The 22,775-nt window shown below is 63.4% G+C and carries 19 protein-coding genes and 4 tRNA genes; 4 read left to right on the forward strand and 19 right to left on the reverse strand.

Features of this window, described 5'->3' with window-relative positions; translation table 11 throughout:
* Nucleotides 1–49 precede the first annotated feature (49 nt).
* Entirely contained in the window at nt 50–1,057 is a 1,008-nt protein-coding gene (locus tag E8F06_RS27815; RefSeq protein ID WP_280372391.1) for a helix-turn-helix domain-containing protein, read from the reverse strand.
* Nucleotides 1,058–1,157: 100 nt separating this feature from the next.
* Between E8F06_RS27815 and E8F06_RS27820 the strand changes: the two genes are divergently transcribed.
* Nucleotides 1,158–1,769, forward strand: coding sequence for a LysE family transporter (locus E8F06_RS27820; RefSeq protein ID WP_280372392.1), 612 nt, complete (start codon nt 1,158–1,160; stop codon nt 1,767–1,769).
* A 66-nt stretch (nt 1,770–1,835) separates the two neighbouring features.
* Here the strand turns inward: E8F06_RS27820 and E8F06_RS27825 are convergent, their stop codons facing one another.
* The 4 genes from E8F06_RS27825 to E8F06_RS27840 all read right to left on the reverse strand — a co-directional run bounded on the left by E8F06_RS27825 (nt 1,836) and on the right by E8F06_RS27840 (nt 6,902).
* Nucleotides 1,836–1,982, reverse strand: coding sequence for a hypothetical protein (locus E8F06_RS27825; RefSeq protein WP_280372393.1), 147 nt, complete (start codon nt 1,980–1,982; stop codon nt 1,836–1,838).
* A gap of 107 nt (nt 1,983–2,089) precedes the next feature.
* A tRNA-Arg gene (locus E8F06_RS27830) sits at nt 2,090–2,166 on the reverse strand.
* A gap of 107 nt (nt 2,167–2,273) precedes the next feature.
* Nucleotides 2,274–3,326 (reverse strand): Glu/Leu/Phe/Val dehydrogenase dimerization domain-containing protein, encoded by a 1,053-nt coding sequence (locus E8F06_RS27835; RefSeq protein ID WP_280372394.1) that lies wholly within the window; start codon nt 3,324–3,326, stop codon nt 2,274–2,276.
* Between the two features lie 108 nt (nt 3,327–3,434).
* Nucleotides 3,435–6,902 (reverse strand): indolepyruvate ferredoxin oxidoreductase family protein, encoded by a 3,468-nt coding sequence (locus E8F06_RS27840; protein WP_280372395.1) that lies wholly within the window; start codon nt 6,900–6,902, stop codon nt 3,435–3,437.
* A gap of 200 nt (nt 6,903–7,102) precedes the next feature.
* Here E8F06_RS27840 and E8F06_RS27845 point away from each other — a divergent pair, with 200 nt between their 5' ends.
* Nucleotides 7,103–7,570 carry an Lrp/AsnC family transcriptional regulator gene (locus E8F06_RS27845; protein WP_280351311.1) on the forward strand — a complete coding sequence of 156 codons (468 nt, stop codon included), beginning with the start codon at nt 7,103–7,105 and terminating at the stop codon, nt 7,568–7,570.
* A 3-nt stretch (nt 7,571–7,573) separates the two neighbouring features.
* On the opposite strand, the gene phnN is transcribed toward E8F06_RS27845, so the two are convergent.
* Nucleotides 7,574–8,158 (reverse strand): phosphonate metabolism protein/1,5-bisphosphokinase (PRPP-forming) PhnN, encoded by a 585-nt coding sequence (gene phnN / locus E8F06_RS27850; protein ID WP_280372396.1) that lies wholly within the window; start codon nt 8,156–8,158, stop codon nt 7,574–7,576.
* A 500-nt stretch (nt 8,159–8,658) separates the two neighbouring features.
* Between phnN and E8F06_RS27855 the strand changes: the two genes are divergently transcribed.
* On the forward strand, nt 8,659–8,985 hold the full coding sequence (locus tag E8F06_RS27855) for an Arc family DNA-binding protein (protein WP_151135887.1): 327 nt from the start codon (nt 8,659–8,661) through the stop codon (nt 8,983–8,985).
* A 145-nt stretch (nt 8,986–9,130) separates the two neighbouring features.
* Here E8F06_RS27855 and mgtE read toward each other — a convergent pair whose 3' ends face one another.
* Nucleotides 9,131–10,573 carry a magnesium transporter gene (mgtE, locus tag E8F06_RS27860; RefSeq protein WP_280372397.1) on the reverse strand — a complete coding sequence of 481 codons (1,443 nt, stop codon included), beginning with the start codon at nt 10,571–10,573 and terminating at the stop codon, nt 9,131–9,133.
* Between the two features lie 317 nt (nt 10,574–10,890).
* On the opposite strand from mgtE, the gene bamE reads away from it, so the two are divergent.
* Complete coding sequence (bamE, locus tag E8F06_RS27865) at nt 10,891–11,394, forward strand: outer membrane protein assembly factor BamE (RefSeq protein WP_280372398.1); 504 nt, start codon at nt 10,891–10,893, stop codon at nt 11,392–11,394.
* A gap of 45 nt (nt 11,395–11,439) precedes the next feature.
* Here the strand turns inward: bamE and E8F06_RS27870 are convergent.
* The 12 genes from E8F06_RS27870 to astA all read right to left on the reverse strand — a co-directional run bounded on the left by E8F06_RS27870 (nt 11,440) and on the right by astA (nt 22,742).
* Nucleotides 11,440–11,516: transfer RNA gene (locus E8F06_RS27870), tRNA-Arg, on the reverse strand.
* Between the two features lie 72 nt (nt 11,517–11,588).
* Nucleotides 11,589–11,665: transfer RNA gene (locus E8F06_RS27875), tRNA-Arg, on the reverse strand.
* Between the two features lie 105 nt (nt 11,666–11,770).
* A tRNA-Ser gene (locus E8F06_RS27880) sits at nt 11,771–11,861 on the reverse strand.
* 61 nt (nt 11,862–11,922) lie between these two features.
* Nucleotides 11,923–12,108, reverse strand: coding sequence for a carbon storage regulator CsrA (csrA, locus tag E8F06_RS27885; protein WP_003283978.1), 186 nt, complete (start codon nt 12,106–12,108; stop codon nt 11,923–11,925).
* Between the two features lie 186 nt (nt 12,109–12,294).
* Entirely contained in the window at nt 12,295–13,530 is a 1,236-nt protein-coding gene (locus E8F06_RS27890) for an aspartate kinase (RefSeq protein WP_151135892.1), read from the reverse strand.
* A 100-nt stretch (nt 13,531–13,630) separates the two neighbouring features.
* The gene (gene alaS, locus E8F06_RS27895; protein WP_280372399.1) at nt 13,631–16,255 is read right to left on the reverse strand and encodes an alanine--tRNA ligase; all 2,625 of its coding nucleotides are present in this window, start codon (nt 16,253–16,255) and stop codon (nt 13,631–13,633) included.
* Nucleotides 16,256–16,518: 263 nt separating this feature from the next.
* A complete protein-coding gene (gene ltaE / locus E8F06_RS27900) occupies nt 16,519–17,523 on the reverse strand; it encodes a low-specificity L-threonine aldolase (RefSeq protein WP_280372400.1) in 1,005 nt (334 codons plus the stop codon).
* Nucleotides 17,524–17,603: 80 nt separating this feature from the next.
* Nucleotides 17,604–18,602 (reverse strand): succinylglutamate desuccinylase, encoded by a 999-nt coding sequence (gene astE / locus E8F06_RS27905; protein ID WP_280372401.1) that lies wholly within the window; start codon nt 18,600–18,602, stop codon nt 17,604–17,606.
* Between the two features lie 9 nt (nt 18,603–18,611).
* Nucleotides 18,612–18,902: a topoisomerase II gene (locus E8F06_RS27910; protein ID WP_280372402.1), complete on the reverse strand. Its 291-nt coding sequence runs from the start codon at nt 18,900–18,902 to the stop codon at nt 18,612–18,614.
* 10 nt (nt 18,903–18,912) lie between these two features.
* On the reverse strand, nt 18,913–20,259 hold the full coding sequence (gene astB / locus E8F06_RS27915) for an N-succinylarginine dihydrolase (RefSeq protein ID WP_280372403.1): 1,347 nt from the start codon (nt 20,257–20,259) through the stop codon (nt 18,913–18,915).
* Entirely contained in the window at nt 20,256–21,719 is a 1,464-nt protein-coding gene (gene astD, locus E8F06_RS27920) for a succinylglutamate-semialdehyde dehydrogenase (protein ID WP_280372404.1), read from the reverse strand. The genes astB and astD overlap by 4 nt, the downstream gene beginning before the upstream one ends.
* Nucleotides 21,720–22,742 carry an arginine N-succinyltransferase gene (gene astA, locus E8F06_RS27925; RefSeq protein ID WP_280372405.1) on the reverse strand — a complete coding sequence of 341 codons (1,023 nt, stop codon included), beginning with the start codon at nt 22,740–22,742 and terminating at the stop codon, nt 21,720–21,722.
* Nucleotides 22,743–22,775 lie beyond the last annotated feature (33 nt).

Genomic DNA, 22,775 nt, shown 5'->3' on the forward strand with positions numbered 1-22,775 from the left:
GCGGAGGAAACCTGTGGAAGCGAATTCAATCGCGATGCAGGACGCGGCCCTACTCGCCTACGCGTTCCACCCGTGCCCTTTCCTGCAGGCGGAAGGCAGCAGGTGAAATGCCGAAGCGCTTGCGGAACAACCTCGCCAGGTGGCTGGTATCCACTGCGCCAATCTCATCGGCGATCAGCGCCAGGCTGTGGTTGGAGTTCAGCAGGCGCCACTTCGCGTGGTTCAGGCGCATCTCGGTCCAGTAGGCCTTCACTGTCATGCCCTGGCTGGCCTGAAACAGCCGGTCCAGCTGGCGGCGGCTGATGCCAACCACATCAGACAGTTCGTCAGCACCGGTCGCCGAAGCCATCAACTGCCTCATCAGGGCGATGGCGCGATCCACTTGCCGCCCGTGCATGACTTCGGCCTCCCGCGAACGCAACCGGTGCTCGCTGCTGCGGCTTTCATCCACCAGCATGTCGGCCAGCCCCTTGAGTGCCTTGGTGCGGCCGCACGCTCGGGACAACAATTCCACCGCCAGATCGATGGCAGCAGCGCCGCCGGCGCAGGAAATACGATTGCCGTCGAGCCAGTAGAGCCGGTCCCGCTGCAACTGGATGCGCGGAAACGAGGCACGGAATTCGGCCTCGTGCCGCCAGTGCACCACCACCTTGTGGCCAGACAGCAGGCCGCAGGCGGCGAACAGGAAGCTCGCGTTGTCGATGCAGACCAGTTTCACGCCCTGCGCAGCCGCCTTGCGCAGGAGCGGCCGGTAGCGCGGGGCGAGCGCCTCGGTGGCGCCCGCACTGCGCCCGCCGAACACCACCAGGTAGTCGTATTCGGCGAGGGTCACCTCGTCCGCACTGGCATCCACCTGGAGCGCGGCCCCGCTGCTGGACAGGACATGCCCGTGCTCAAGACCGAGGATCGTCCAGCTGCAGTAGCGCTGGCGGCTGTAGTCTTCCTCATCGCCGGTGAAACGCAGCTTGTCGAGAAAGCCACCGAAGGGCAGCAGGCTGAATTCGGGAAGCGGCAGCAACAGGAAGCGAACGTCGGGCTGGAGGGTGTCGTCATGCATGGTCGGTATGTCCTGAAACTACCCGTCAATGTCCAGAAAATACCTCATGCAATCACCTTGTGCCCCTAGACTGGCCCCAGCCTTCAACGAGGACCTACACATGGCACTGGAAACCTGGCTGATCTACTTCATCGCCACCATCGGCCTCTCGCTCACCCCCGGCCCGAACAGCCTGCTCGCCCTGACCCACGGGGCGCTGCATGGAGCGAAACGGACGCTGTTCACCATCGTCGGCGGGGTTACCGGCTTCAGCCTGTTGATCGCCCTGGCGATGTTCGGGCTGGGCGCTCTGCTGGAAGCCTCTTCAGCCGCGCTGACGGTGCTCAAGTGGGTGGGTGGTGCCTATCTGGTGTGGCTGGGCATCCAGCTCTGGAGATCGCCGCCGCTTCGCCTGAATCCCCTGACCGGAGCGGCTACGCCCCCGGCCTCCAGCCTGTTCCGCCAGGGCTTCCTGTCCGCCATTGCCAACCCCAAGGTGCTGCTCTTCTACGGGGCCTTCCTGCCGCAGTTCATCGACCTGCAGCGTTCGCTGGTTGCCCAGTTCGTGGTGATGGCGGCGACCTTCGCCGCAACGGAGTTCCTGGTGGAGTATCTGCTGGCACGCCTGGCGTTCAGGGTCCGCCCCTGGCTGGAGCGTGGCGGCAAGGGCTTCAATCGCGGCTGCGGGACACTGTTCGCGCTGATCGGCGCGGCGCTGCCAATGACTCGCTGATCGCTGAAGGTGCCTGCAACGGGCACCAGACATGAAAAGCCCCGCACCAGGCGGGGCTCGTTCGCGCTAGTAACCGCCGCCGCCTCCGCCGCCGCCGCCCATGGGCTCGCTCTGTTGCGAGCCACCGCCACCACCGCTGCCGCCATCGCAAGACGAGCCACTGATCGCGATGAACAACGCCACCATTAACAAGGGGATCAAGCGCTTGAGCATCTGAGTTCTCCCGTGAGGTGAGCCCCCATCTTTCAGTCAAGCGCGCAGCACAAGGCGCCGCAAGCACAGGCGGCAAGCGGTATGGAGCGATGAGGAGTCATGAAAAATGGCGTCCCAGAGTGGGTTCGAACCACCAACCTTCCCCTTAGGAGGGGGATGCTCTATCCAATTGAGCTACTGGGACGCGGGGCTTGCCAATTGCTGGCAAGGTCCGGAGGACGGGCGGCATGTTAGCGACGTCCGCACGTTTTGTCATGCCTCGCGGGACCAGTGTCCCGCGAGGCATTCACCTCAGCGGCCGAAGCGCTCTTCGGCCAGGCGATCCGCCACGGCAGTGGTGGTACGGCCTTCGCTGTCGGCGCGGGCGAAGATTTCCCGCAGGGTCTCACCGATGCCTTCGACGTGCTGGCGCAGCGCGGTTTCGCTGCCGTTGCTGCGCTCGTACCAGACGTCGATGATGCCGCCGGCATTGATGGCGTAGTCCGGTGCGTAGAGGGTGCCGCGACGACGCAGCTCCTCGGCCAGGCCCGCGTCGGCCAGCTGGTTGTTGGCGGCGCCGGCGATGATGGGCGCGCGCAGGGCTTCGAGGGTCTGCGGGTTGATGATGCCGCCCATGGCGCACGGCGCGAAGACGTCCACATCGAGGCCGTAGATTTCGTTCTGCCCTACCACCTGGGCGCCCAGTTGCTCGGCGGCTTTACGGGCGTTGGCTTCGTGGATATCGCAAACCCAGAGCTGGGCGCCCGCCTCCTTGAGGTACTGGGCCAGGCTGAAGCCCACCTGGCCAACGCCCTGGATGGCCACGCGCAGGCCGGTCAGGTCGTCACGGCCGAGGCGATGCTTGGCCGCCACGCGGATGCCGACGAAGGTGCCGTAGGCGGTGGACGGCGACGGGTTGCCGTCACGCACGCCGCCACCCAAGGCCTCGCGGGTGCCGGCGCCGGCCACGTGGCGGCTGCGCTCGGCCATGATGCGCATCTCGGTGACGCCAGTGCCGGAGTCGGCGGCGGTGATGTAGCGGCCACCCAGGCTGTCGACGAAATCGCCCATGGCCTGGAACAGCGCTTCGCTCTTGTCGCGGTGCGGGTCGCCGATGATCACGGCCTTGCCGCCACCCAGCGGCAGGTTGGCCAGGGCGGATTTGTAGGTCATGCCACGGGACAGGCGCAGCACGTCGCGCAGGGCCTGTTCGTCGTTCAGGTAGGGCCACATGCGGCAGCCGCCGAGGGCCGGACCGAGGTTGCTGTTGTGGACGGCAATGATGGCCTTGAGGCCGGTGGCCTTGTCGTGGCCGAAGACCACCTGCTCGTGATGATCGAACTCGACATGGGTGAAGACGGACATGGAGGTACCTCTGATTCGGTATGGACGTGTTTCAAGTCGAAGAGCGCCCTCCCCCCGGCCCCTCTACCGCAAGCGGGAAAGGGGGGAGGTCTGAGGGCGTAATTGGGTTCAGGCAGCCGGGTCGAACAGGTGCAACACCTGGATGTCGCTGGCAGTAAGGCGGGCGCGGAGCTGCTTCTCCTGCTCGCGGACCTTGGCCAGGGCGCGCTCCTTCACCGGGCCGTAGCCACGGATCTGCTCCGGCAGTTCGGCGAGGGCGACGGCTGCGGCGTAGTTGCTTGGCTTGAGTTCCTTGATGAGCAGGTCGACCGTGGCTTCGTACCCGGCGATCAGCTCGCGCTCGACCTTACGCTCCTCGCTATGGCCGAAGGGGTCGAAGGTGGTGCCTCGCAGGAACTTGAAGCGCGCCAGCACGCCGAACGCCTTGAGCATCCAGGGGCCGAAGCGGCGCTTGCGCGGTTCGCCGGTGAGCGGGTCGGGCTTGGCCAGCCAGGACGGCGCCAGGTAGAACTCCAGGTGGAAGTCACCCTCGAACTGGGCTTCGAGCTGCTTGCGGAAGGCGTCGGCGCTGTAGAGGCGCGCCACTTCGTACTCATCCTTGTAGGCCAGCAGCTTGGCGTAGTACCGGGCAACGGCGCGGCTCAGGGCCTTGTCTTCACCGCTGTCGGCCTGACGCACGCGCTCCACCAGAGCACGGTAGCGCTCCGCGTAGTCGGCATTCTGGTAGGCACGCAGGTGATCGGCACGGTGCTGGACGATTTCTTCCAGGGTTTCGCAGCGCGGTGCTTCCACTTCTGCCGGTTTGGCCAGCTTTTCCACCGCCACGAGGTCGTGGGCGGCACGGCGGCCCCAGAGGAACGCCTGCTGGTTGAGAGCGACGGACACACCGTTGAGCTCGATGGCCTTGTCGATGGCCTCGGCGGAGATCGGCACCAGACCGCGCTGGTAAGCGAAGCCCAGCATGAACAGGTTGGTGGCAATGCTGTCGCCCAACAGGCGGGTGGCCAGGCGGGTAGCGTCGACGAAGTGGGTCTTGGCGCTGCCAACCGCTTCTGCCAGCGCGTCGCGCATGGCCTGGCCGGGCACCTGGGCATCGGGATTGCGGGTGAACTCGGCGGTGGCGGCCTCATGGCTGTTGACCACGGCGTGGGCGATGCGGTCGTTGAGCTTGGCCAGGGCCTCTTCGCTTGCGGCTACCACCAGATCGCAACCCAGCAGCAGATCGGTCTCACCAGCGGCGATACGCACGGCGTAGATGTCGTCCTGCTTGGCGGCGATGCGGATGTGGGTGATCACCGGGCCGAACTTCTGCGCCAGGCCGGCCTGGTCGAGTACGGTGCAGCCCTTGCCTTCGATGTGCGCGGCCATGCCGAGCAGCGCGCCGACGGTGGTCACGCCACTGCCGCCAACGCCCGGCAGGAGGATGTTCCAGGGACGCTCCAGGCTCGGCTGGCGCGGCTCCGGCAGAGCCACGAAGAGCGCCTTGGCACCGGCCGCTTCGGGCTTGCGCAGGCTGCCGCCATGCACGGTGACGAAGCTCGGGCAGAAGCCTTCGACGCAGGAGAAGTCCTTGTTGCAGGCGTTCTGGTCGATCTGGCGCTTGCGGCCCAGTTCGGTTTCCAGTGGCAGCACGGACAGGCAGTTGGATTTGACGCTGCAGTCGCCGCAGCCTTCACACACGGCCGGGTTGATGAACGCGCGCTTGGCCGGGTCCACCAGCTTGCCGCGCTTGCGACGGCGACGCTTTTCGGTGGCGCAGGTCTGGTCGTAGATCAGCACCGACACGCCCTTGAACTCGCGCAGCTCGCGCTGCACGGCATCCAGTTCGCGGCGATGGTGGAAGGTGACGATGGGCGCGAAGGTATCGCGAGTCGGGTACTTCTCCGGCTCGTCGGTGACCAGGGCGATGCGCTTCACGCCTTCGGCGAAGACCTGATGGCTGAGCTGGTCGACGCGCAACTCGCCGTCGATGGGCTGGCCGCCAGTCATGGCCACGGCGTCGTTGTAGAGGATCTTGTAGGTGATGTTGACCCCGGCGGCGACGGCCGCGCGCAGGGCCAACTGGCCGGAGTGGAAATAGGTGCCGTCACCCAGGTTCTGGAAGATATGCGGGGTATCGGTGAAGGGGGCCTGGCCGATCCAGGTGGCACCCTCCCCGCCCATCTGGGTGTAGGTGTCGGTGTTGCGGTCCATCCACTGGGTCATGTAGTGGCAGCCGATACCGCCCTGGGCGCGGCTGCCCTCGGGCAGTTTGGTGGAGCTGTTGTGCGGGCAGCCGGAGCAGAAGTGCGGCGTGCGGGTGGTCGTGTGCTTGGGCGCGGCCAGGGCCTTTTCCTTGGCGGCGAGGAAGGCCAGGCGGGATTCGATCTGCTCGCTGGAGTAGATGGGAGCCAGGCGCTTGGCGATGACGCGGGCGATCATCGCCGGGGTCAGTTCGCTGAGGTTGGGCAGCAGCGATACGCCGTCTTCGTCGAACTCGCCCACGACGCGCGGGCGCTTGTCCACGGGCCAGTTGTAGAGCTGGCCGGTGACCTGGTCCTCGATGACGCTGCGCTTCTCTTCCACCACCAGGATTTCATCCAGGCCTTCAGCGAATTCGTGGACGGAGACCGGTTCCAGCGGCCAGCTCATGCCGACCTTGAGCACCCGCAGGCCGACCTTGGCGCACAGCTCTTCGTCCAGGCCCAGGTCATTCAGGGCCTGACGCACGTCGAGGTAGGACTTACCGGTGGTGATGATGCCGAGGCGCGGACTGGGCGAATCCAGCATCACCTGGTTGAGATTGTTGGCGCGGGCGAAGGCGCGGGCGGCGTAAATCTTGTACATGTTCAGGCGCTTTTCCTGCGCCAGGGGCGGGTCCGGCCAGCGGATGTGCACGCCATCTTCCGGCAGGACGAAGTCTTGCGGAATCTGGACATCCACGCGCAGCGGGTCCACTTCCACTACCGCGGAGGAGTCGACGTTCTCGGCGATGGTCTTGAGCGCTACCCAGCAGCCGCTGTAGCGCGACAGCTCCCAGCCGATGATTCCGTAGTCGAGGATTTCCTGGACGTTGGACGGATTCAGTACGGGAATGGAGGCGCCGATGAAGGCGTGCTCGCTCTGGTTGGCGATGCTGGAGGATTTGCAGCCGTGGTCGTCGCCGGCCAGCAGCAGCACGCCGCCGTGGGGCGAAACGCCCGCGGAGTTACCGTGCTTGAAGACATCGCCGCAGCGATCCACACCTGGGCCCTTGCCGTACCACATGGAGAACACGCCGTCGTAGCGGGCACCAGGGAACAGGCTGGTCTGCTGGCTGCCCCAGCAAGCGGTCGCGGCCAGTTCTTCGTTGACGCCTGGCTGGAAGTGGACGTGGTTTTCCTTGAGGAAGGACTTGGCTTCCCAGAGGCTCTTGTCGAGGTTGCCGAGGGGCGAACCGCGATAGCCGGAGATGAAGCAGGCGGTGTTCAGGCCGTGGGCCTTGTCGCGTTGCTTCTGCAGCATCGGCAAGCGGGTAAGCGCTTGGGTGCCGGTGAGGTAGAGGTGACCGGTTTCGAGGCGGTATTTGTCATCCAGGCGGATCTCGGCCAGAGACATGCAGGCGCTCCTTTTATTTTTATGGCGACCTTGATGGCAACGGTGGGTGCCATCTTGTGTTCAGCCCGAAGCAGGATCGCTGCCTCGGACGCGTGCCAAGACTATGACCGGACAGTGCTGATTTTTTCTTTCTATTTTCGGGCTCCAACGCCAGACTTGCGCATGATCCTTCCAACAAAAACAAAATTTCGGACTGACTCATGCAGAACTCTCTGAGCCCCATCGACCGCAAGATTTTGCGCTTGCTGCAACACGATGCCGACCTCTCCGCCGCTGAAGTGGCCGAAAGGGTGGAGCTGTCGCAGTCACCGTGCTGGCGGCGGATTCATCGCATGCAAGAGGAAGGGCTGATCGAACGCAAAGTAGCCCTGCTCAATCCGAAGCTGCTGGGCTTCTCGATCACGGTGTTCGTCAACATCAAGCTGTCCGCCCACGGCCGCAACAACCTCACCGAGTTCGAGGAGGCCATCGTCGGCTATCCGGAAGTGCTGGAGTGCTACACCATGGCCGGCGGCTCGGACTACCTGCTGAAGGTGGTGGCCAAGGACATCGCCAGCTATGAGCGCTTTCTGCGGGACCAGCTGCTGCAACGGCCCCATGTGCTGGAGGCGCACTCGAACATCGCCATGAGCGAGGTCAAGCGCACCACGGAGCTGCCGCTGGATTGAGGGTCAGGCTGAGTCGGGCCAGGCCAGGGGCCGGTGATCTTCGATGAGCTGCAGCAGGCGCTGGCAGGTCTCGGTGATGGAGCCGGAATTGTTCAGCAGACAGAGGTCGGCGTTCTCGCCAGCCAGCAGGGTGTCGGCAAACCCGGCGTTGCGCGCCAGGCGGGCTTCGATCTCTTCCGCCGACTCACGGCCACGGGCATGCAGGCGTGTGCGCAGGACGCCATCCTCCACCGTCAGTAGCACTGCCAGCAGGTGTGGATAACGCCGACGCGCTTCCGGCAGGTAGCCACGGGAGCCGTTTACCAGCACGTCGTCGCCCGCAGCGAGCCAATCGTCGATCACTCGGGGAATGCCATAGGAAAGACCATTGGCGTACCAGCTCATGGCGAAGTCGCCACGGGCCTCGCGTTCGGCGAACACTTCGGGACTGACGGCTTCCGCCAGCTCCCCCTTGGCCTCTGCAGAACGCGTGATGACCCGGCGCGCAACACGGCAGCCCTGCCCGCCCAAGCCCTCTCGCACGGCATCCAGAAGGCTGTCCTTACCGGAACCGGACGGGCCGATGAGATAGATGAGCCTGCCTGTCATGGATGCACCTGGTGGGAATGTGTGGCGAACGATGGTCACGACGGAGAGTCATGAGAACTGGTACGAAAATTTTGAACCGCTTTTATGACAGCGCAAAGGATTCTTTTGCGAAGGGCGTGGTCTGACAACTGCAGCTACCCTTTAGTGTGATGGCCAGACAGCATCATGATGCCTTCATGGACCTTGAATAGGGCTTCGAGGGGCAATGCGGTTGTCGGACTGTGCTCAATGAGGGATTTAGAGCGGTAGAAGCAGCATCTGGGAATTGTCTGGAAAGTGTTTAGCTACTCGCAATTCGGACAATTGGTGCTGGCCAAAAGCCGCTATAACGATCACAATCTGACACCAATTTGACGTCAAGGAAACGTTTTGCTGACCTTAGGGTCATACCGATTCGAATCGCGAAACTGGCTGAACAATTGCTGCCAAGAACAGTCAAACCGGTGACAATCTTGCGGCTCATTGCCAGCATCGCTTTCCTGAACTAACCGGTTGAATGTATGCGCCCTATGAAACAGGCTATCTATTCCAGTCGCACGGCTGACAAATTCGTCGTTCGTCTCCCCGAGGGTATGCGAGAGCGCATTGCTGTCGTGGCCCGCAACCACCATCGCAGCATGAACTCCGAGATAATCGCCCGCCTTGAGCAGAGCATGCTCCAGGAAGGCGCGCTGGACGAAGGCGTTTCCATGCGCCTGGACAGCCCAGAGCTGAGCCTGCACGAACGCGAGCTGCTGCAACGTTTCCGTCAACTCTCCCGGCGTCAGCAAAACGCACTGGTTGCGCTGATCGCCCACGATGCGGAACTGGCTGCCGAGGAGTCGTGAGACTGCCTCGCATTCATTGAAGAAGCCGGCAATTGCCGGTTTTTTCATGCCTCCGATTCGAGGTTCGGAGCGGCGGCTGCATTTCCTGCTGCCATAGAAACGAAAAAGCCGCCCTTGTAAGGCGGCTTCTTCGTTTGTGCCCTGGTCAGAGCAGGAACAGGGTGGCAAGCCCGAGGAAGATGAAGAAGCCACCACTGTCGGTCATGGCCGTGATCATCACGCTGGAGCCCATGGCCGGGTCACGCCCCATGCGCGTCAGGGTCATGGGAATCAGCACTCCCATCAGTGCCGCGAGCAACAGGTTCAGCGTCATGGCGCCCGTCATCACCGCGCCCAATGACCAACTGCCGTACAGGGAGTAGGCCACCAGGCCAATCACCCCGCCCCAGATCAGGCCGTTGATGAGCGCCACGCCCAGTTCCTTGCGTAGCAGGCGCGAGGTGTTGCCCGTCCCGACCTGGTCGAGTGCCATGGCGCGGACGATCATGGTAATGGTCTGATTGCCGGAGTTGCCGCCAATACCAGCGACGATGGGCATCAGTGCGGCAAGGGCCACCAGCTTCTCGATGGAACCTTCGAACAGGCCGATGACACGGGAGGCGATGAAGGCGGTGACCAGGTTGACCGCCAGCCAGGCCCAGCGGTTGCCCACCGATTTCCAGACCGAGGCGAAGATGTCTTCCTCTTCGCGCAGACCGGCCATGTTGAGGACTTCGTTCTCGCTTTCCTCACGAATCAGGTCGACCATCTCGTCGATGGTCAGACGGCCGATCAGCTTGCCGTTCTTGTCCACCACCGGCGCCGACACCAGGTCGTAGCGCTCGAACGCCTGGGCGGCATCGTAGGCATCCTCATCCGGATGGAAGCTCACCGGGTCGGTGGCCATTACTTCGGCCACTTCCTTGTCCGGGTCGTTCACCAGCAGACGTTTGATGGGCAGGACGCCCTTGAGGATGCCGTCGTAGTCCACCACGAAAAGCTTGTCGGTGTGGCCGGGCAGTTCCTTGAGGCGGCGCAGGTAGCGCAACACCACTTCCAGGGCCACGTCATCACGGATGGTGACCATCTCGAAGTCCATCAGCGCGCCGACCTGGTCCTCCTCATAAGACAGCACGGAGCGAACGCGCTCGCGCTGCTGCGCATCGAGGGACTCCATCAGCTCGTGGATCACATCTCGCGGCAACTCAGGCGCGAGATCGGCCAGCTCGTCGGCGTCCATTTCCTTGGCCGCAGCGAGCAGCTCGTGATCGTCCATGTCGGCGATCAGCGACTCTCGAACGGCGTCGGATACTTCGAGGAGGATGTCGCCGTCACGCTCCGCCTTGACCAGCTGCCAGACCGTCAAGCGGTCATTCAGCGGCAGGGCTTCAAGGATGTGGGCGATGTCGGCAGGGTGCAGCTCGTCCAGCTTGCGCTGAAGCTCGGCAAGGTTCTGCCGATGGACGAGGTTTTCAACGAGGTCGCGATGCTGGCCTTCCTGACGGTGGGTCAGGTCTTCTACCAGCTTGTGGCGATGCAGCAGATCGATAACCTGGGCCAGGCGGTCCTGCAGGCTCTCTTGCGGCTTTTTGGCTTCTACTTCAGTCATATAGCGCGCTCCACCCCCAGCGGCGGGGCGCGCCGAAATGGGGTCAGACAGTCATTTCGCGATTGTGCAATCGGGATTCTGAGTAACTACTGGGTAAGTCCATGATGGTTGTCCGAATGCCCCGGCGGGGCTGACCGCGCAATGATAACACCGCCATTCGGCCCACGCGTTACAAAATCGTGGAAAGAACAATCGCTTGCATCGCATAGTTGGGATTGCCTTCACCCTGGTGCGACGAAAGCAACCCCCTGTAGGACACGCCCACGCAAAGAAATTCACCGGATACGCTCGAGAGCCCATGCCAAGGAGAAGGCACCATGAAACGACTCTCGATCCTCGCTCTCATCACCCTGCCCTGCTTGCCGCAAACCCCGCTGAATGCGGCATTCGTCTTCCGCTGCAGCGACTCCGAAGGCAACGTCAGCTTCAACCAGCATGGCTGCCCGCCGGACAGCCAGGTCGAGCATCAACGCACCGGCACGCCAAACCTACTGAGCAGCGAGCCGATACCAGAGGAAATCGGCGGCCAGTACTTTCCGAGTCAGAAATGGGAAAGCCCCGAACGCTCCACGGAAATAGTAGTTGTCGGTGAACGAGAAGAAGTGTGCGGCAACCTGATTTCGCCGCAGGAACGGCGCAAGGCGATCATTCGCAAGCAGATCCGCAAAGGCATGACCCGCGCCGACGTCGAAAGTGCCCTGGGCAAGCCGGACCGCATTAGCGGCACCAACGGCCAGGTCCGGTACCACTACAAAGCGAAGAAAGGAACCGGCCAGCAAGTAGCGTTCGACGAGGACGGCTGCGTGAAAGGCGGACGCTGAATGCAAAAAGAAAAAGGGCCTGCATTTCTGCAGGCCCTTTCGGTATGGCGCACTCAGGAGGATTCGAACCTCCGACCGCCCGGTTCGTAGCCGGGTACTCTATCCAGCTGAGCTATGAGTGCGTAGTTGGTGTTTTTAGACCAGATCACCGCTGGTTTCTTCATGACCCTGGCTACGCCGAGAGCCTTGAAAGATGGCGCACTCAGGAGGATTCGAACCTCCGACCGCCCGGTTCGTAGCCGGGTACTCTATCCAGCTGAGCTATGAGTGCGTTGTGGGCGCGCATTATAGGGAACTTTCAGCCTTGGTCAACTGTTTTTTCGAGAAGTTTCAATAACTTATCGATCTACCGCTGACCACCCTACAACACGAAATATGGCGGAGAAGGGGGGATTCGAACCCCCGACACCCTTTTGAGGTGTACTCCCTTAGCAGGGGAGCGCCTTCGGCCACTCGGCCACCTCTCCGCAACACGGGGCGCATGATATCCATGTTTTCCCCGTTTGCAAAGCAAAAAATGCAGAAAAATTAGTGGCTTGGTTCCTGGTCTTTCTCTTTCTGTATGCGCTGGTAGATTTCTTCGCGATGCACGGCAACCTCCTTGGGAGCATTGACACCAATGCGCACCTGATTACCTTTCACGCCAAGCACGGTCACAGTGACATCGTCACCCACCATCAGGGTCTCTCCGACCCGGCGAGTCAGAATCAGCATTCCTTTCTCCTTACGGATTCGTTTCGGGACAACAGTCTGCAAAAAAGAAATGGTTACGGCCCCGGCACAGAATTACCGCTGGAGCTTACACCCAAGTATTGACCAGCCCCGGCAAAAGGAAAGTTCCACCGTAGCGGCCAAAAACGACAAAAGGCGCGGGATGAGCCGCGCCTTTTGGAATTTGCCTTACTCGCCCTGTCGAGACGGGGCGTCCAGCTCGAACGCGGTGTGCAGCGCACGGACCGCCAGCTCCAGATATTTCTCTTCGATCACCACGGAAACCTTGATTTCCGAAGTGGAGATCATCTGGATGTTGATGGTTTCCTTGGCCAGGGCTTCGAACATGCGGCTGGCTACACCCGCGTGGGAACGCATGCCAACGCCGACGATGGAGACCTTGGCGATCTTGGTGTCGCCGATCACTTCACGGGCGCCGAGTTCGCTAGCGGTCTGCTCCAGTACGCGCTGAGCGTTCTGGTAGTCATTGCGGTGCACGGTGAAGGTGAAATCGGTGGTGTTATCGTGCGCGACGTTCTGCACGATCATGTCCACTTCGATGTTGGCGGCACTGATCGGGCCCAGAATCTTGAATGCCACGCCGGGGATGTCCGGCACGCCACGGATGGTCAGCTTGGCTTCGTCGCGGTTGAAGGCGATGCCGGAGATGATCGGCTGTTCCATGGATTCCTCTTCATCAAGGGTAATGAGGGTGCCCGGACCCTCCTGGAAGCTGTGCAGCACGCGCAGCGGGACGTTGTATTTGCCGGCGAACTCCACCGAGCGAATCTGCAGCACCTTGGAGCCGAGGCTGGCCATTTCCAGCATCTCTTCGAAGGTGATCTTGTCCAGGCGCTGGGCCTGGGGCACCACGCGCGGATCGGTGGTGTAGACGCCATCTACATCGGTGTAGATCTGGCACTCGTCGGCCTTCAGGGCCGCTGCCAGGGCTACGCCGGTGGTGTCGGAACCGCCACGACCGAGGGTAGTGATGTTGCCGTGCTCATCCACGCCCTGGAAGCCGGCGACCACGACCACGCGGCCGGCCTTGAGGTCGGCACGGATCTTCTGGTCGTCGATCTGCAGGATGCGCGCCTTGTTGTGGGCGCTGTCGGTGAGGATGCGCACCTGGTTACCGGTATAGGAAACCGCCGGCACGCCGCGCTTGATCAGCGCCATGGCCAGCAGGGCGATGGTCACCTGTTCACCGGTGGAGACCATCACGTCCAGTTCGCGCGGTACCGGCTGCTCGCTGATCTGCTTGGCCAGATCGATCAGGCGGTTGGTTTCGCCGCTCATGGCGGAAACCACGACCACGATGTCATCACCGCCTTCGCGGAACTTCTTCACCTTCTCGGCCACCTGCTCGATGCGCTCGACAGTGCCGACCGAGGTCCCCCCAAACTTCTGTACGATCAAAGCCATTTCAAAAGCCGCCTAATCCCGTGAAGGGCGCCCATTAAACAATCAACGCAGAACACTGCCAAGGTCCGCCGGGCGTGGGGCGGACCGCTGGCGGCGGGCCTCAGAGGCCCTGTTCGACGAACGGTGCGGCCAGGGCCAGAGCCTGCTCCAGGGCCGCAGCGTCGGTACCGCCGCCGCGTGCCATGTCAGGGCGACCACCGCCCTTGCCGCCAACCGCTGCCGCGGCCTGCTTCATCAGATCGCCGGCTTTGAGTTGGCCGGTCAGGTCCTGGGTGACGCCGGCGACCAGTGTCACCTTGCCCTCCAGCGCACTGCCGAGCAGGATCACCGCGCGGCCGAGCTTGTTCTTCAATTGGTCGACCAGCGCCAGCAGCGCGTCGCCGTCCAGTCCGTCCAGTCGCGCCGCCAGCACCTTCACGCCTTTGATATCGATGGCGGAAGAAGCCAGGTCGTCGCCGGCAGCACTGGCCGCCTTGGCCTTGAGCTGCTCCAGCTCTTTCTCCAGCTGGCGGTTGCGCTCCAGCAGCGCGGACAGTTTGTCCAGCAGGTTGTCGCGGCTGCCCTTGACCAGGCCCGCGGCTTCCTTGAGTTGTTCTTCGGCGCCGTTCAGGTAGGCCAGGGCAGCAGCCCCGCTCACGGCTTCGATACGACGCACGCCAGCCGCGACACCGCCTTCGCTGGTGATCTTGAACAGGCCGATGTCGCCGGTGCGGGATACGTGGGTACCACCGCAGAGTTCGACAGAGAAATCGCCGCCCATGGTCAGAACGCGCACCTGGTCGCCGTACTTCTCGCCGAACAGGGCCATGGCGCCTTTCGCCTTGGCGGTGTCGATGTCGGTCTCTTCGGTCTCGACTTCGCTGTTCTTGCGGATTTCGGCGTTGACGATGTCTTCCAGGGCCTTCAGCTGTTCAGGCTTGATGGCCTCGAAGTGGCTGAAGTCGAAGCGCAGGCGCTGGCTGTCCACCAGAGAGCCCTTCTGCTGGACGTGGTCGCCCAGCACGCGGCGCAGGGCGGCGTGCAGCAGGTGGGTGGCGGAGTGATTGAGGGCGGTTGCCTGACGAACGGTGGCATCCACCTGAGCGGTGACAGCGCTGCCAACGCGAAGGACGCCGTGATCGACCACGCCGTGGTGGAGGAAGGCGCCACCCGCCTTGGTGGTGTCACGCACGTCGAAACGCAGGCCGCTGGCGGCGATGAAGCCGCAGTCGCCCACCTGGCCACCGGACTCGGCGTAGAACGGAGTGCGATCCAGGACCAGCACGCCCTCCTCGCCTTCGGCGAGTTGCTCGACGGCCTGGCCGTCCTTGAACAGGGCGACGACATTGGCATCGCCGTGGGTGCAGACGTAGCCGGTGAAATCGGTATCGGCGTCGACCTTGACCAGGGCGTTGTAATCCATGCCGAAGGCGCTGGAGGCGCGGGACATTTCGCGCTGCTTCTCCATCTCGCGCTCGAAGCCTTCCTCGTCGAGGGTCAGGCCGCGCTCACGGGCGATGTCGCCAGTCAGGTCCATGGGGAAGCCGTAGGTGTCATAGAGCTTGAACACCACATCACCCGGGATCACGGTGCCGGACAGGCCGGCCAGATCCTGCTCGAGGATGCGCAGGCCCTGCTCCAGGGTCTTGGCGAACTGCTCTTCCTCGGTCTTCAGCACGCGCTCGATGTGCGCTTGCTGCTGCTTGAGCTCGGGGAAGGCTTCGCCCATTTCGCCCACGAGGGCTGCGACGATCTTGTGGAAGAAGCTGCCTGTGGCGCCCAGCTTGTTACCGTGGCGGCAAGCGCGACGGATGATGCGGCGCAGCACGTAGCCACGGCCTTCGTTGGACGGCAGCACGCCATCGGCGATGAGGAAGCTGCAGGAACGGATGTGGTCAGCCACCACTTTCAGCGACGGGGCGTCGTCATTGGCGCAGCCGATGGCTTCGGCGGACGCCTTGAGCAGGCTCTGGAACAGGTCGATCTCGTAGTTCGAGTGCACGTGCTGCAGCACGGCGCTGATGCGCTCCAGACCCATACCGGTGTCCACGCTGGGCGCCGGCAGCGGGTGCATCACGCCGTCAGCCGTGCGGTTGAACTGCATGAACACGTTGTTCCAGATTTCGATGTAGCGGTCGCCGTCCTCTTCCGGCGAGCCGGGCGGGCCGCCCCAGATTTCAGGACCGTGGTCGAAGAAGATTTCGGTGCAGGGACCGCAAGGGCCGGTATCGCCCATGGCCCAGAAGTTGTCGGAAGCGTACGGCGCACCCTTGTTGTCGCCGATGCGCACCATGCGCTCGTGGGGAATGCCGACTTCCTTAGTCCAGATGTCGTAGGCCTCGTCGTCGCTGGCGTAGACGGTTACCCAGAGTTTCTCTTTCGGCAGCTTCAGCCAGTTGTCGCCGGTGAGGAATTCCCAGGCGTAGTGAATGGCGTCGCGCTTGAAGTAGTCGCCGAAGCTGAAGTTGCCCAGCATTTCGAAGAAGGTGTGGTGGCGCGCGGTGTAGCCGACGTTTTCCAGGTCGTTGTGCTTGCCACCGGCACGCACGCATTTCTGGCTGGTGGTGGCACGGGTGTAGGCGCGCTTTTCCAGGCCAAGGAAGCAGTCCTTGAACTGGTTCATCCCCGCGTTGGTGAACAGCAGGGTCGGGTCGTTGCCCGGAATCAGGGAGCTGGAAGCGACACGGGTATGCCCCTTCTCTTCGAAGAAGCTCAGGAAGGCTTCACGGATTTCTGCGCTTTTCATAGGTTCTTCCACGGAAACTGCGGCCACGACGGCGGTGCAAATCGTTATCGGCGAAGGACGGCAAGTGGAAATCGACGAAAAAGCAGCAGGTTTTCAAGAAAATTCCGGCAGTTCCCGCCTATTTCCAACATTGCGCGCGAAACTCGCAGCCGTCTGGCGACAGGCATACGAATCACCGGCAAAGGGCCGCATTATATCGGCCCTGCGCCAGCGGGATAGTCTCTTTGTGCGATAGAAGGCGGCTATTTATGCACGCCGTCGATTCAGGCGCGTCGGAATGCCGCGAAAGCCTCGATTACGCGGGTGATATCGGCGGCCTGCACGTCCAGGTGGGTCACCAGGCGCAGGCGCGCGGCCGGGCTGACGCGGATACCCTGACCAGCGAGGAACTCGCCCAGGGCACGAGCCTGATCGCCGATCTGCACGTAGACCATGTTGGTCTGCACCGGCTCGATGTCATAGCCCAGCTCCCGCAGCCCAGCACCCAGGCGCTCGGCATTGGCGTGATCGTCCGCCAGGCGCTCGACCTGGTGATCCAGCGCATAAAGCCCGGCCGCTGCCAACAATCCGGCCTGGCGCATGCCGCCGCCGACCATCTTGCGCAGACGCCGCGCCTTGCCGATGAGCCCTGTACTACCACAGAGCACCGAACCCACCGGCGCGCCGAGCCCCTTGGACAGGCACACGGAAACCGAGTCGAAGTGCTGGGTGATCTCGCGGGCATCCACGCCCTGCTTCACCACCGCGTTGTACAGCCGGGCGCCGTCCAGGTGCAGAGCCAAACCACGACGGCGAGTCAGCTCACGCGCCGCAGCCAGGTACTCCAGCGGCAGGACCTTGCCCTGCATGGTGTTTTCCAGGGCCAGAAGACGGGTGCGGGCGAAGTGGAAGTCATCCTGCTTGATGGCGGCCTCGACCTTACCGAGATCCAGGCTGCCGTCGGCCTCGCCCTCGATGGGCTGGGGCTGGATGGAGCCCAGTACGGCGGCACCACCACCCTCGTATTTATAGGTGTGGGCCTGCTGGCCGACGATGTATTCGTCGCCGCGTTCGCAATGGGCCATCAGCCCCAGCAGGTTGCTCATGGTGCCGGTCGGCACGAACAGCGCAGCCTCGAAGCCCAGTCGCTCGGCCAGGCTCGCTTCCAGGCGGTTCACGGTGGGGTCTTCGCCATAGACATCGTCGCCAAGCTCGGCGCGCTGCATGGCTTCGCGCATGCCGGCGGTGGGTTGGGTGACGGTGTCGCTGCGCAGGTCGATCAGGCTCATTCCGGGCTCCTTGGATGGGCGAAGAGCCCGATCCTAAAGCCCGGCGCCATATGGGTACAGGTACAGAAAGGGAAGAATCGTCAGACGTCGGCGGGAACGATGAGAATCCCGGCCCGCAGGCCGTTCTTCACCCTCGGATTGGGGAAGATGATGCGGGCGCCCTGCTCTTCCACGACCCAGCGGGTGCCAGCGATGTCTTCGGCCAGCAGATAGCCCACGGGCAATTCGCTGAAGTTCTCGATATCTGGCGCCAGGTGCAGTTGGAAGGATTCGCTGTGCTTAATGATCTCGCGCGATACCGAGAACAGTTGCAGCCCGTCCAGGCTGTCGCCGTCGGTCTTCGGCTCACTCCCTTCGATCAGCGACTTCAGCCGCGTTTCGAGGCGGTCGAGATTGACCTCCTGGTTGCTGCCGAAAGGCCGTGCCTTGCCCAGCTCCAGGGTAAAGGCCTCTGCATCCAGACTGGCGTAGGTGTAGGAGCTGAAGGTGATACCGGTCTTGTTCTGCAGCAGCACGGCATCGATGCCGGCGTCCCGCAGACGAGCCAGTTCCTGGCGCGAATGCTCACGCCCCTCCACATAGGGATAGAGGGCGAACTGTTCGATCTTCGAGCCACGGATGGCGGTGTGCAGGTCGTAATGCAGGCGGGCACGATCGGGCTTGCTGAAGAAGGCAGCGGCGTAGCGCTCCAGCTCTCCAGCGCGCATGGCTTCGAAACCGCTGGATTCGGCGTGGCGACCATTGAACAGGCGATTGACGTCCTGCTCGACGAAACGCTCCCCGCGACGAATGGCTTCGGGATTGCCCAGCAGGAAGAGAATGCGGGCGCGCGGCTTGAGATGTCCCCGGGCGATGGCCTGGACCAGGCGGTCCAGCAGTTCGATCGGAGCGGTTTCGTTGCCGTGCACCCCGGCCGAAAGCAGCAGGTCGAGCCCGTTGTCTTCGGCGGCCGGCGGGGTGACGTCCAGCGCCCCCTCGCCCAGCCAGTGCAGGCGCACGCCCCCGGATGTCAGCTGGATCTTCTCGGTCGGCTCGCGGCCGGCGAGGGTCAGTTCGAGCAGTTTTCCGAGGGCTAGCATCCTGTTACCTCAATCGTGATCGCAGTCGGGACCATGTACATGGTCATCGTCGTCGCCAGCGGCGTCGGCCGGTTCCATTTCCAGCTCCAGGCTGACCAGGTTGGTGGCCAGCGGACGCAGCAGCAGGTTGGCGTACTCGGTGTCGTCTTCCTCGACGTCCACACCGATCAGCAGTTGGCCGTTGCCAGCCTGCTGGATCCAGACTTCCTTGCCCTGCCAGACGACGGCAAACCGGGTGCAGGAGGTTTCGAGCTGGGTGCCGTCGGTATCTTCGAGGATGAGTTGCAGGGCGTCGGACATTTCAGGGTTCTCAGTTGAGCTGGAAGGGATAAACAGCGCCCAGTTTAAGGATCTGCGTCAGTTCATCCAATGCCGTCCGGCACTCCACCAGCAATTGCGGGTCGGCCAGGTCGGACTCGCTGAGGCGGTCACGGTAGTGCTTCTCGACCCAGGTGGTCAGGGTGGCGTGGAGTTCCGGGGTCATCATCACCCCCTGGTTCACCGCCGCCAGCTCATTTTCCTTCAGCGCCACGCGCAGTCGCAGGCAGGCCGGACCACCGCCGTTCTGCATGCTCTGCTTGAGGTCGAAGACCTTCACTTCGCGGATCGGACCCTGGCCCGAGGTCAGCTCGCTCAGGTAGTTCCAGACGTTGGCGTTGGCACGGCACTCTTCCGGCACGATCAGCAGCATGCTGCCATCGGCACGGCTGAGCAGCTGGCTGTTGAACAGGTAGGAGCGCACCGCGTCCTCCACAGCCACCGCGCTGCGCGGCACGCGAACCGCCTGGAAGCGGCCACCACGTTTGCCCAGCTTGCCGTCCAGCTCGGCCAGAACCTTGTCGGTCTCGAGGAAAGCATCCTCGTGGTAGAACAGCACTTCGCCGTTACCCACCGAGATCACGTCGTTGTGGAACACGCCCTGATCGATCACTGCCGGGTTCTGTTGAGCGTAGACCACGCCCTCCGCGCTCAGCCCATGCAGGCGAGCGACCGCATGGCAGGCTTCCAGAGTCTGCCGCGCCGGGTAACGCTGCGGAGACGGGAAACGGCTGTCGAAGGCACTGCGGCCAAAGACGAAGAATTCGACACCGGCTTCACCGTAACCGTTGCAGAAACGGGTGTGGTTGGCGGCACCTTCGTCGCCGAACTGGCCGACCGCCGGCAGGGCTGCGTGGTGAGCGAAGAACTTGTCGTTGGCGAACATGGCGCCCAGCACGCGACTGGTGGTCGGGTGCTCGATGGAGCGATGGAACTTGCAATTCAGGTTGGCGGCGGTGAAGTGCACACGGCCGTCCGCAGTGTCGGCGCTGGGGCTGACGGTGCAGGAGTTGGCTGTCCACATGCTGGAAGCCGAGCTGCAGGCGGCCAGCAGCGGCATGGCTTCCTTGGCAGCCTTGGCGATGACTTCCGCATCGGTACCGGAGAAACCCAGGCTGCGCAGGGCTGCGACGTCCTGGCGCTCCTGCGGAGCGAACACGCCCTGCTTGAAGCCCATTTCCATCAGCGCCTTCATCTTGCCCAGGCCCTGCAGTGCAGCTTCCTTCGGGTTGGAGGCCGCCTGGCTGTTGCTCTGCGAGGCGACGTTACCGTAGGACAGGCCGCCGTAGTTGTGGGTCGGGCCGACCAGTCCGTCGAAGTTCACTTCATAGGCGTTCACAGGCTGACTCCTGGAGTAAGGGTTGCAGGCAGGGCAAGGGTTTCGCTTTCCAGCGAGGCCACCGGATAGGCGCAGTAATCAGCGGCGTAGTACGCGCTGGCACGATGGTTGCCGGAGGCGCCGACACCACCGAAGGGCGCACTGCTGGCGGCACCGGTCAGCTGCTTGTTCCAGTTGACGATGCCGGCGCGGCTCTCGATGAGGAACTGCTGGTAGCGCTCGGCGGAGTCCGACAGCAGGCCGGCGGCCAGGCCGTACTGGGTGGCATTGGCTTCGGCGATGGCGGCGTCGAAATCGCGGTAGCGGATCACCTGCAGCAGTGGGCCGAAGAATTCTTCATCCGGACGATCCGCCACGGCAGTCACGTCGAGGATGCCCGGGGTCAGCAGCGCGGCATTTTCCAGCGGCTGGGACATGGCCAGCAGCGCCACCGCACCGCCGGCGATCAGGTGCTCCTGGGCCTTGAGCAGGTGACGCGCCGCGTCCAGGGAGATCACCGAGCCCATGAAGGGCGCGGGCTGGGCGTCGAAGGCACCAACCTTGATGGAGCTGGCGACACTCACCAGGCGCGCCAGCAGGGCGTCGCCCCAGGCACCTTCGGGCACCAGCAGGCGGCGGGCGCAGGTGCAGCGCTGGCCGGCGGAAATGAAGGCCGACTGGATGATGGTGTAGACAGCGGCATCCACGTCCTGGACCTGGTCTACCACCAGCGGGTTGTTGCCGCCCATTTCCAGGGCGAGGATCTTGTCCGGACGACCGGCGAACTGCTGGTGCAGCAGGTTGCCGGTGCGGCTGGAGCCGGTGAAGAACAGTCCGTCTATACCCGGATTGCCGGCCAGGGCCACGCCGGTTTCACGGGCGCCCTGCACCAGGTTCAGTACACCTGCGGGCAGGCCGGCCTCGACCCAGCATTTCACCGTCAGCTCGGCAACCTTCGGGGTCAGCTCACTGGGCTTGAAGATCACCGCATTACCCGCCAGCAGAGCCGGGACGATATGGCCGTTCGGCAGATGGCCGGGGAAGTTGTAGGGACCGAATACCGCCACCACGCCGTGGGGCTTGTGGCGCAGAATCGCCGTGGCATCGGCCAGGGGGCCGCTCTTCTCGCCGGTGCGCTCACGGTAGCTCTGGATGGAGATGGCGACCTTGTTGACCATGCTGGTCACTTCGGTGGCCGACTCCCACAGGGGCTTGCCGGTTTCTTCGCCGATGCTGCGAGCCAACTCGTCGGCATGGTTGCGCAGGGTCACAGCGAACTGTTCGAGGATGGCGATGCGCTCTTCCAGCGGGCGACGGGCCCAGGCCGGGAAAGCTGCGCGGGCGGCCTTCACAGCTTCGTCCACCTGGGTGGCATTGGCGCCACGACCAGACCAGACGGCTGCCTGGGTTACCGGGTTCAGCGAATCGAAGGCCTCGCCCTGCCCTGCCTGCCAGTTACCAGCGATGAAATGGGTGCTCATTTATACGGACTCCTTGGCCGACAGCGGTACGGCGCGAACCGAAGCGCCGGCGGAGAGTTTCAGGCGCTTGGCGGTCAGCGCATCCACCACCAGGGTGCCGGCCGCCAGGCGGGCCGGAGCGGCGGTGATGCGGCAGTCTTCGCGCTTGCGGTTGTGAATCAGGAAAGGCGTGGCGTCGTCACCCGGAGTACCGACGGCCAGGACCAGGTTCTGGCTGTCGCGCACAGCGCGGATCTTCGACGTTTCGCATTCGATGGCCGGGCCGGCGTCGAAGATGTCGACGTAGCCCTGGTAGCTGAATCCTTCCCCTTTGAGCATGGCCAGCGCCGGCTCGGTGTCGTTGTGCACGCGACCGATGACGTTGCGCGCGGCTTCGGAGAGGAAGCAGGTGTAGAGCGGGAACTTGGGCATCAGTTCGGCGATGAATGCCTTGTTGCCGACGCCGGTAAGGTAGTCGGCGCGGGAGAATTCCATCTTGAAGAAATGCCGGCCGAGGCTTTCCCAGAACGGGGAAACGCCATTGCCATCGGACATGCCACGCATCTCGGCGATCACCTTGTCACCGAACAGCTCCGGGAACTCGGCGATGAACAGGAAGCGCGCCTTGGACAGCAGACGACCTTTCAGGCCGGTACGATGGCCGGCATGCAGGAACAGCGAGCAGAGCTCGGAATTGCCGGTCAGGTCGTTGGCCAGGAACAGGGTGGGAATCTGGCGGTGGATGTGCAGCTCCTGGGAGGCACTGACGGTCAGGCCAACCCGGTAGTTGTACCAGGGCTCACGCAGGCCCACGGCGCCGGCCACAGCGGAAATGCCGATGACGGTGCCATCGTCGTCCTCAAGCACGAAGAGGTAATCCGCATCGGCCCGCTCGGCTTCGCCACGGAATGCCTTCTCCGCCCAGCCGACGCGATGCGACAGGCGCGCCTCATTGGCCGGCAGCGTGGTCAGGCCCGCGCCGGTGCTGCGCGCCAGGTCGATCAGGGCCGGTAAATCGGCGCTGCGTACGGGACGAACGATCATAGTGCCTCCAGAAATTTCGCTCCCTTCCGTCCG

The organism is Pseudomonas sp. BN411, assembly GCF_029871235.1.
Lineage (GTDB): Bacteria > Pseudomonadota > Gammaproteobacteria > Pseudomonadales > Pseudomonadaceae > Metapseudomonas.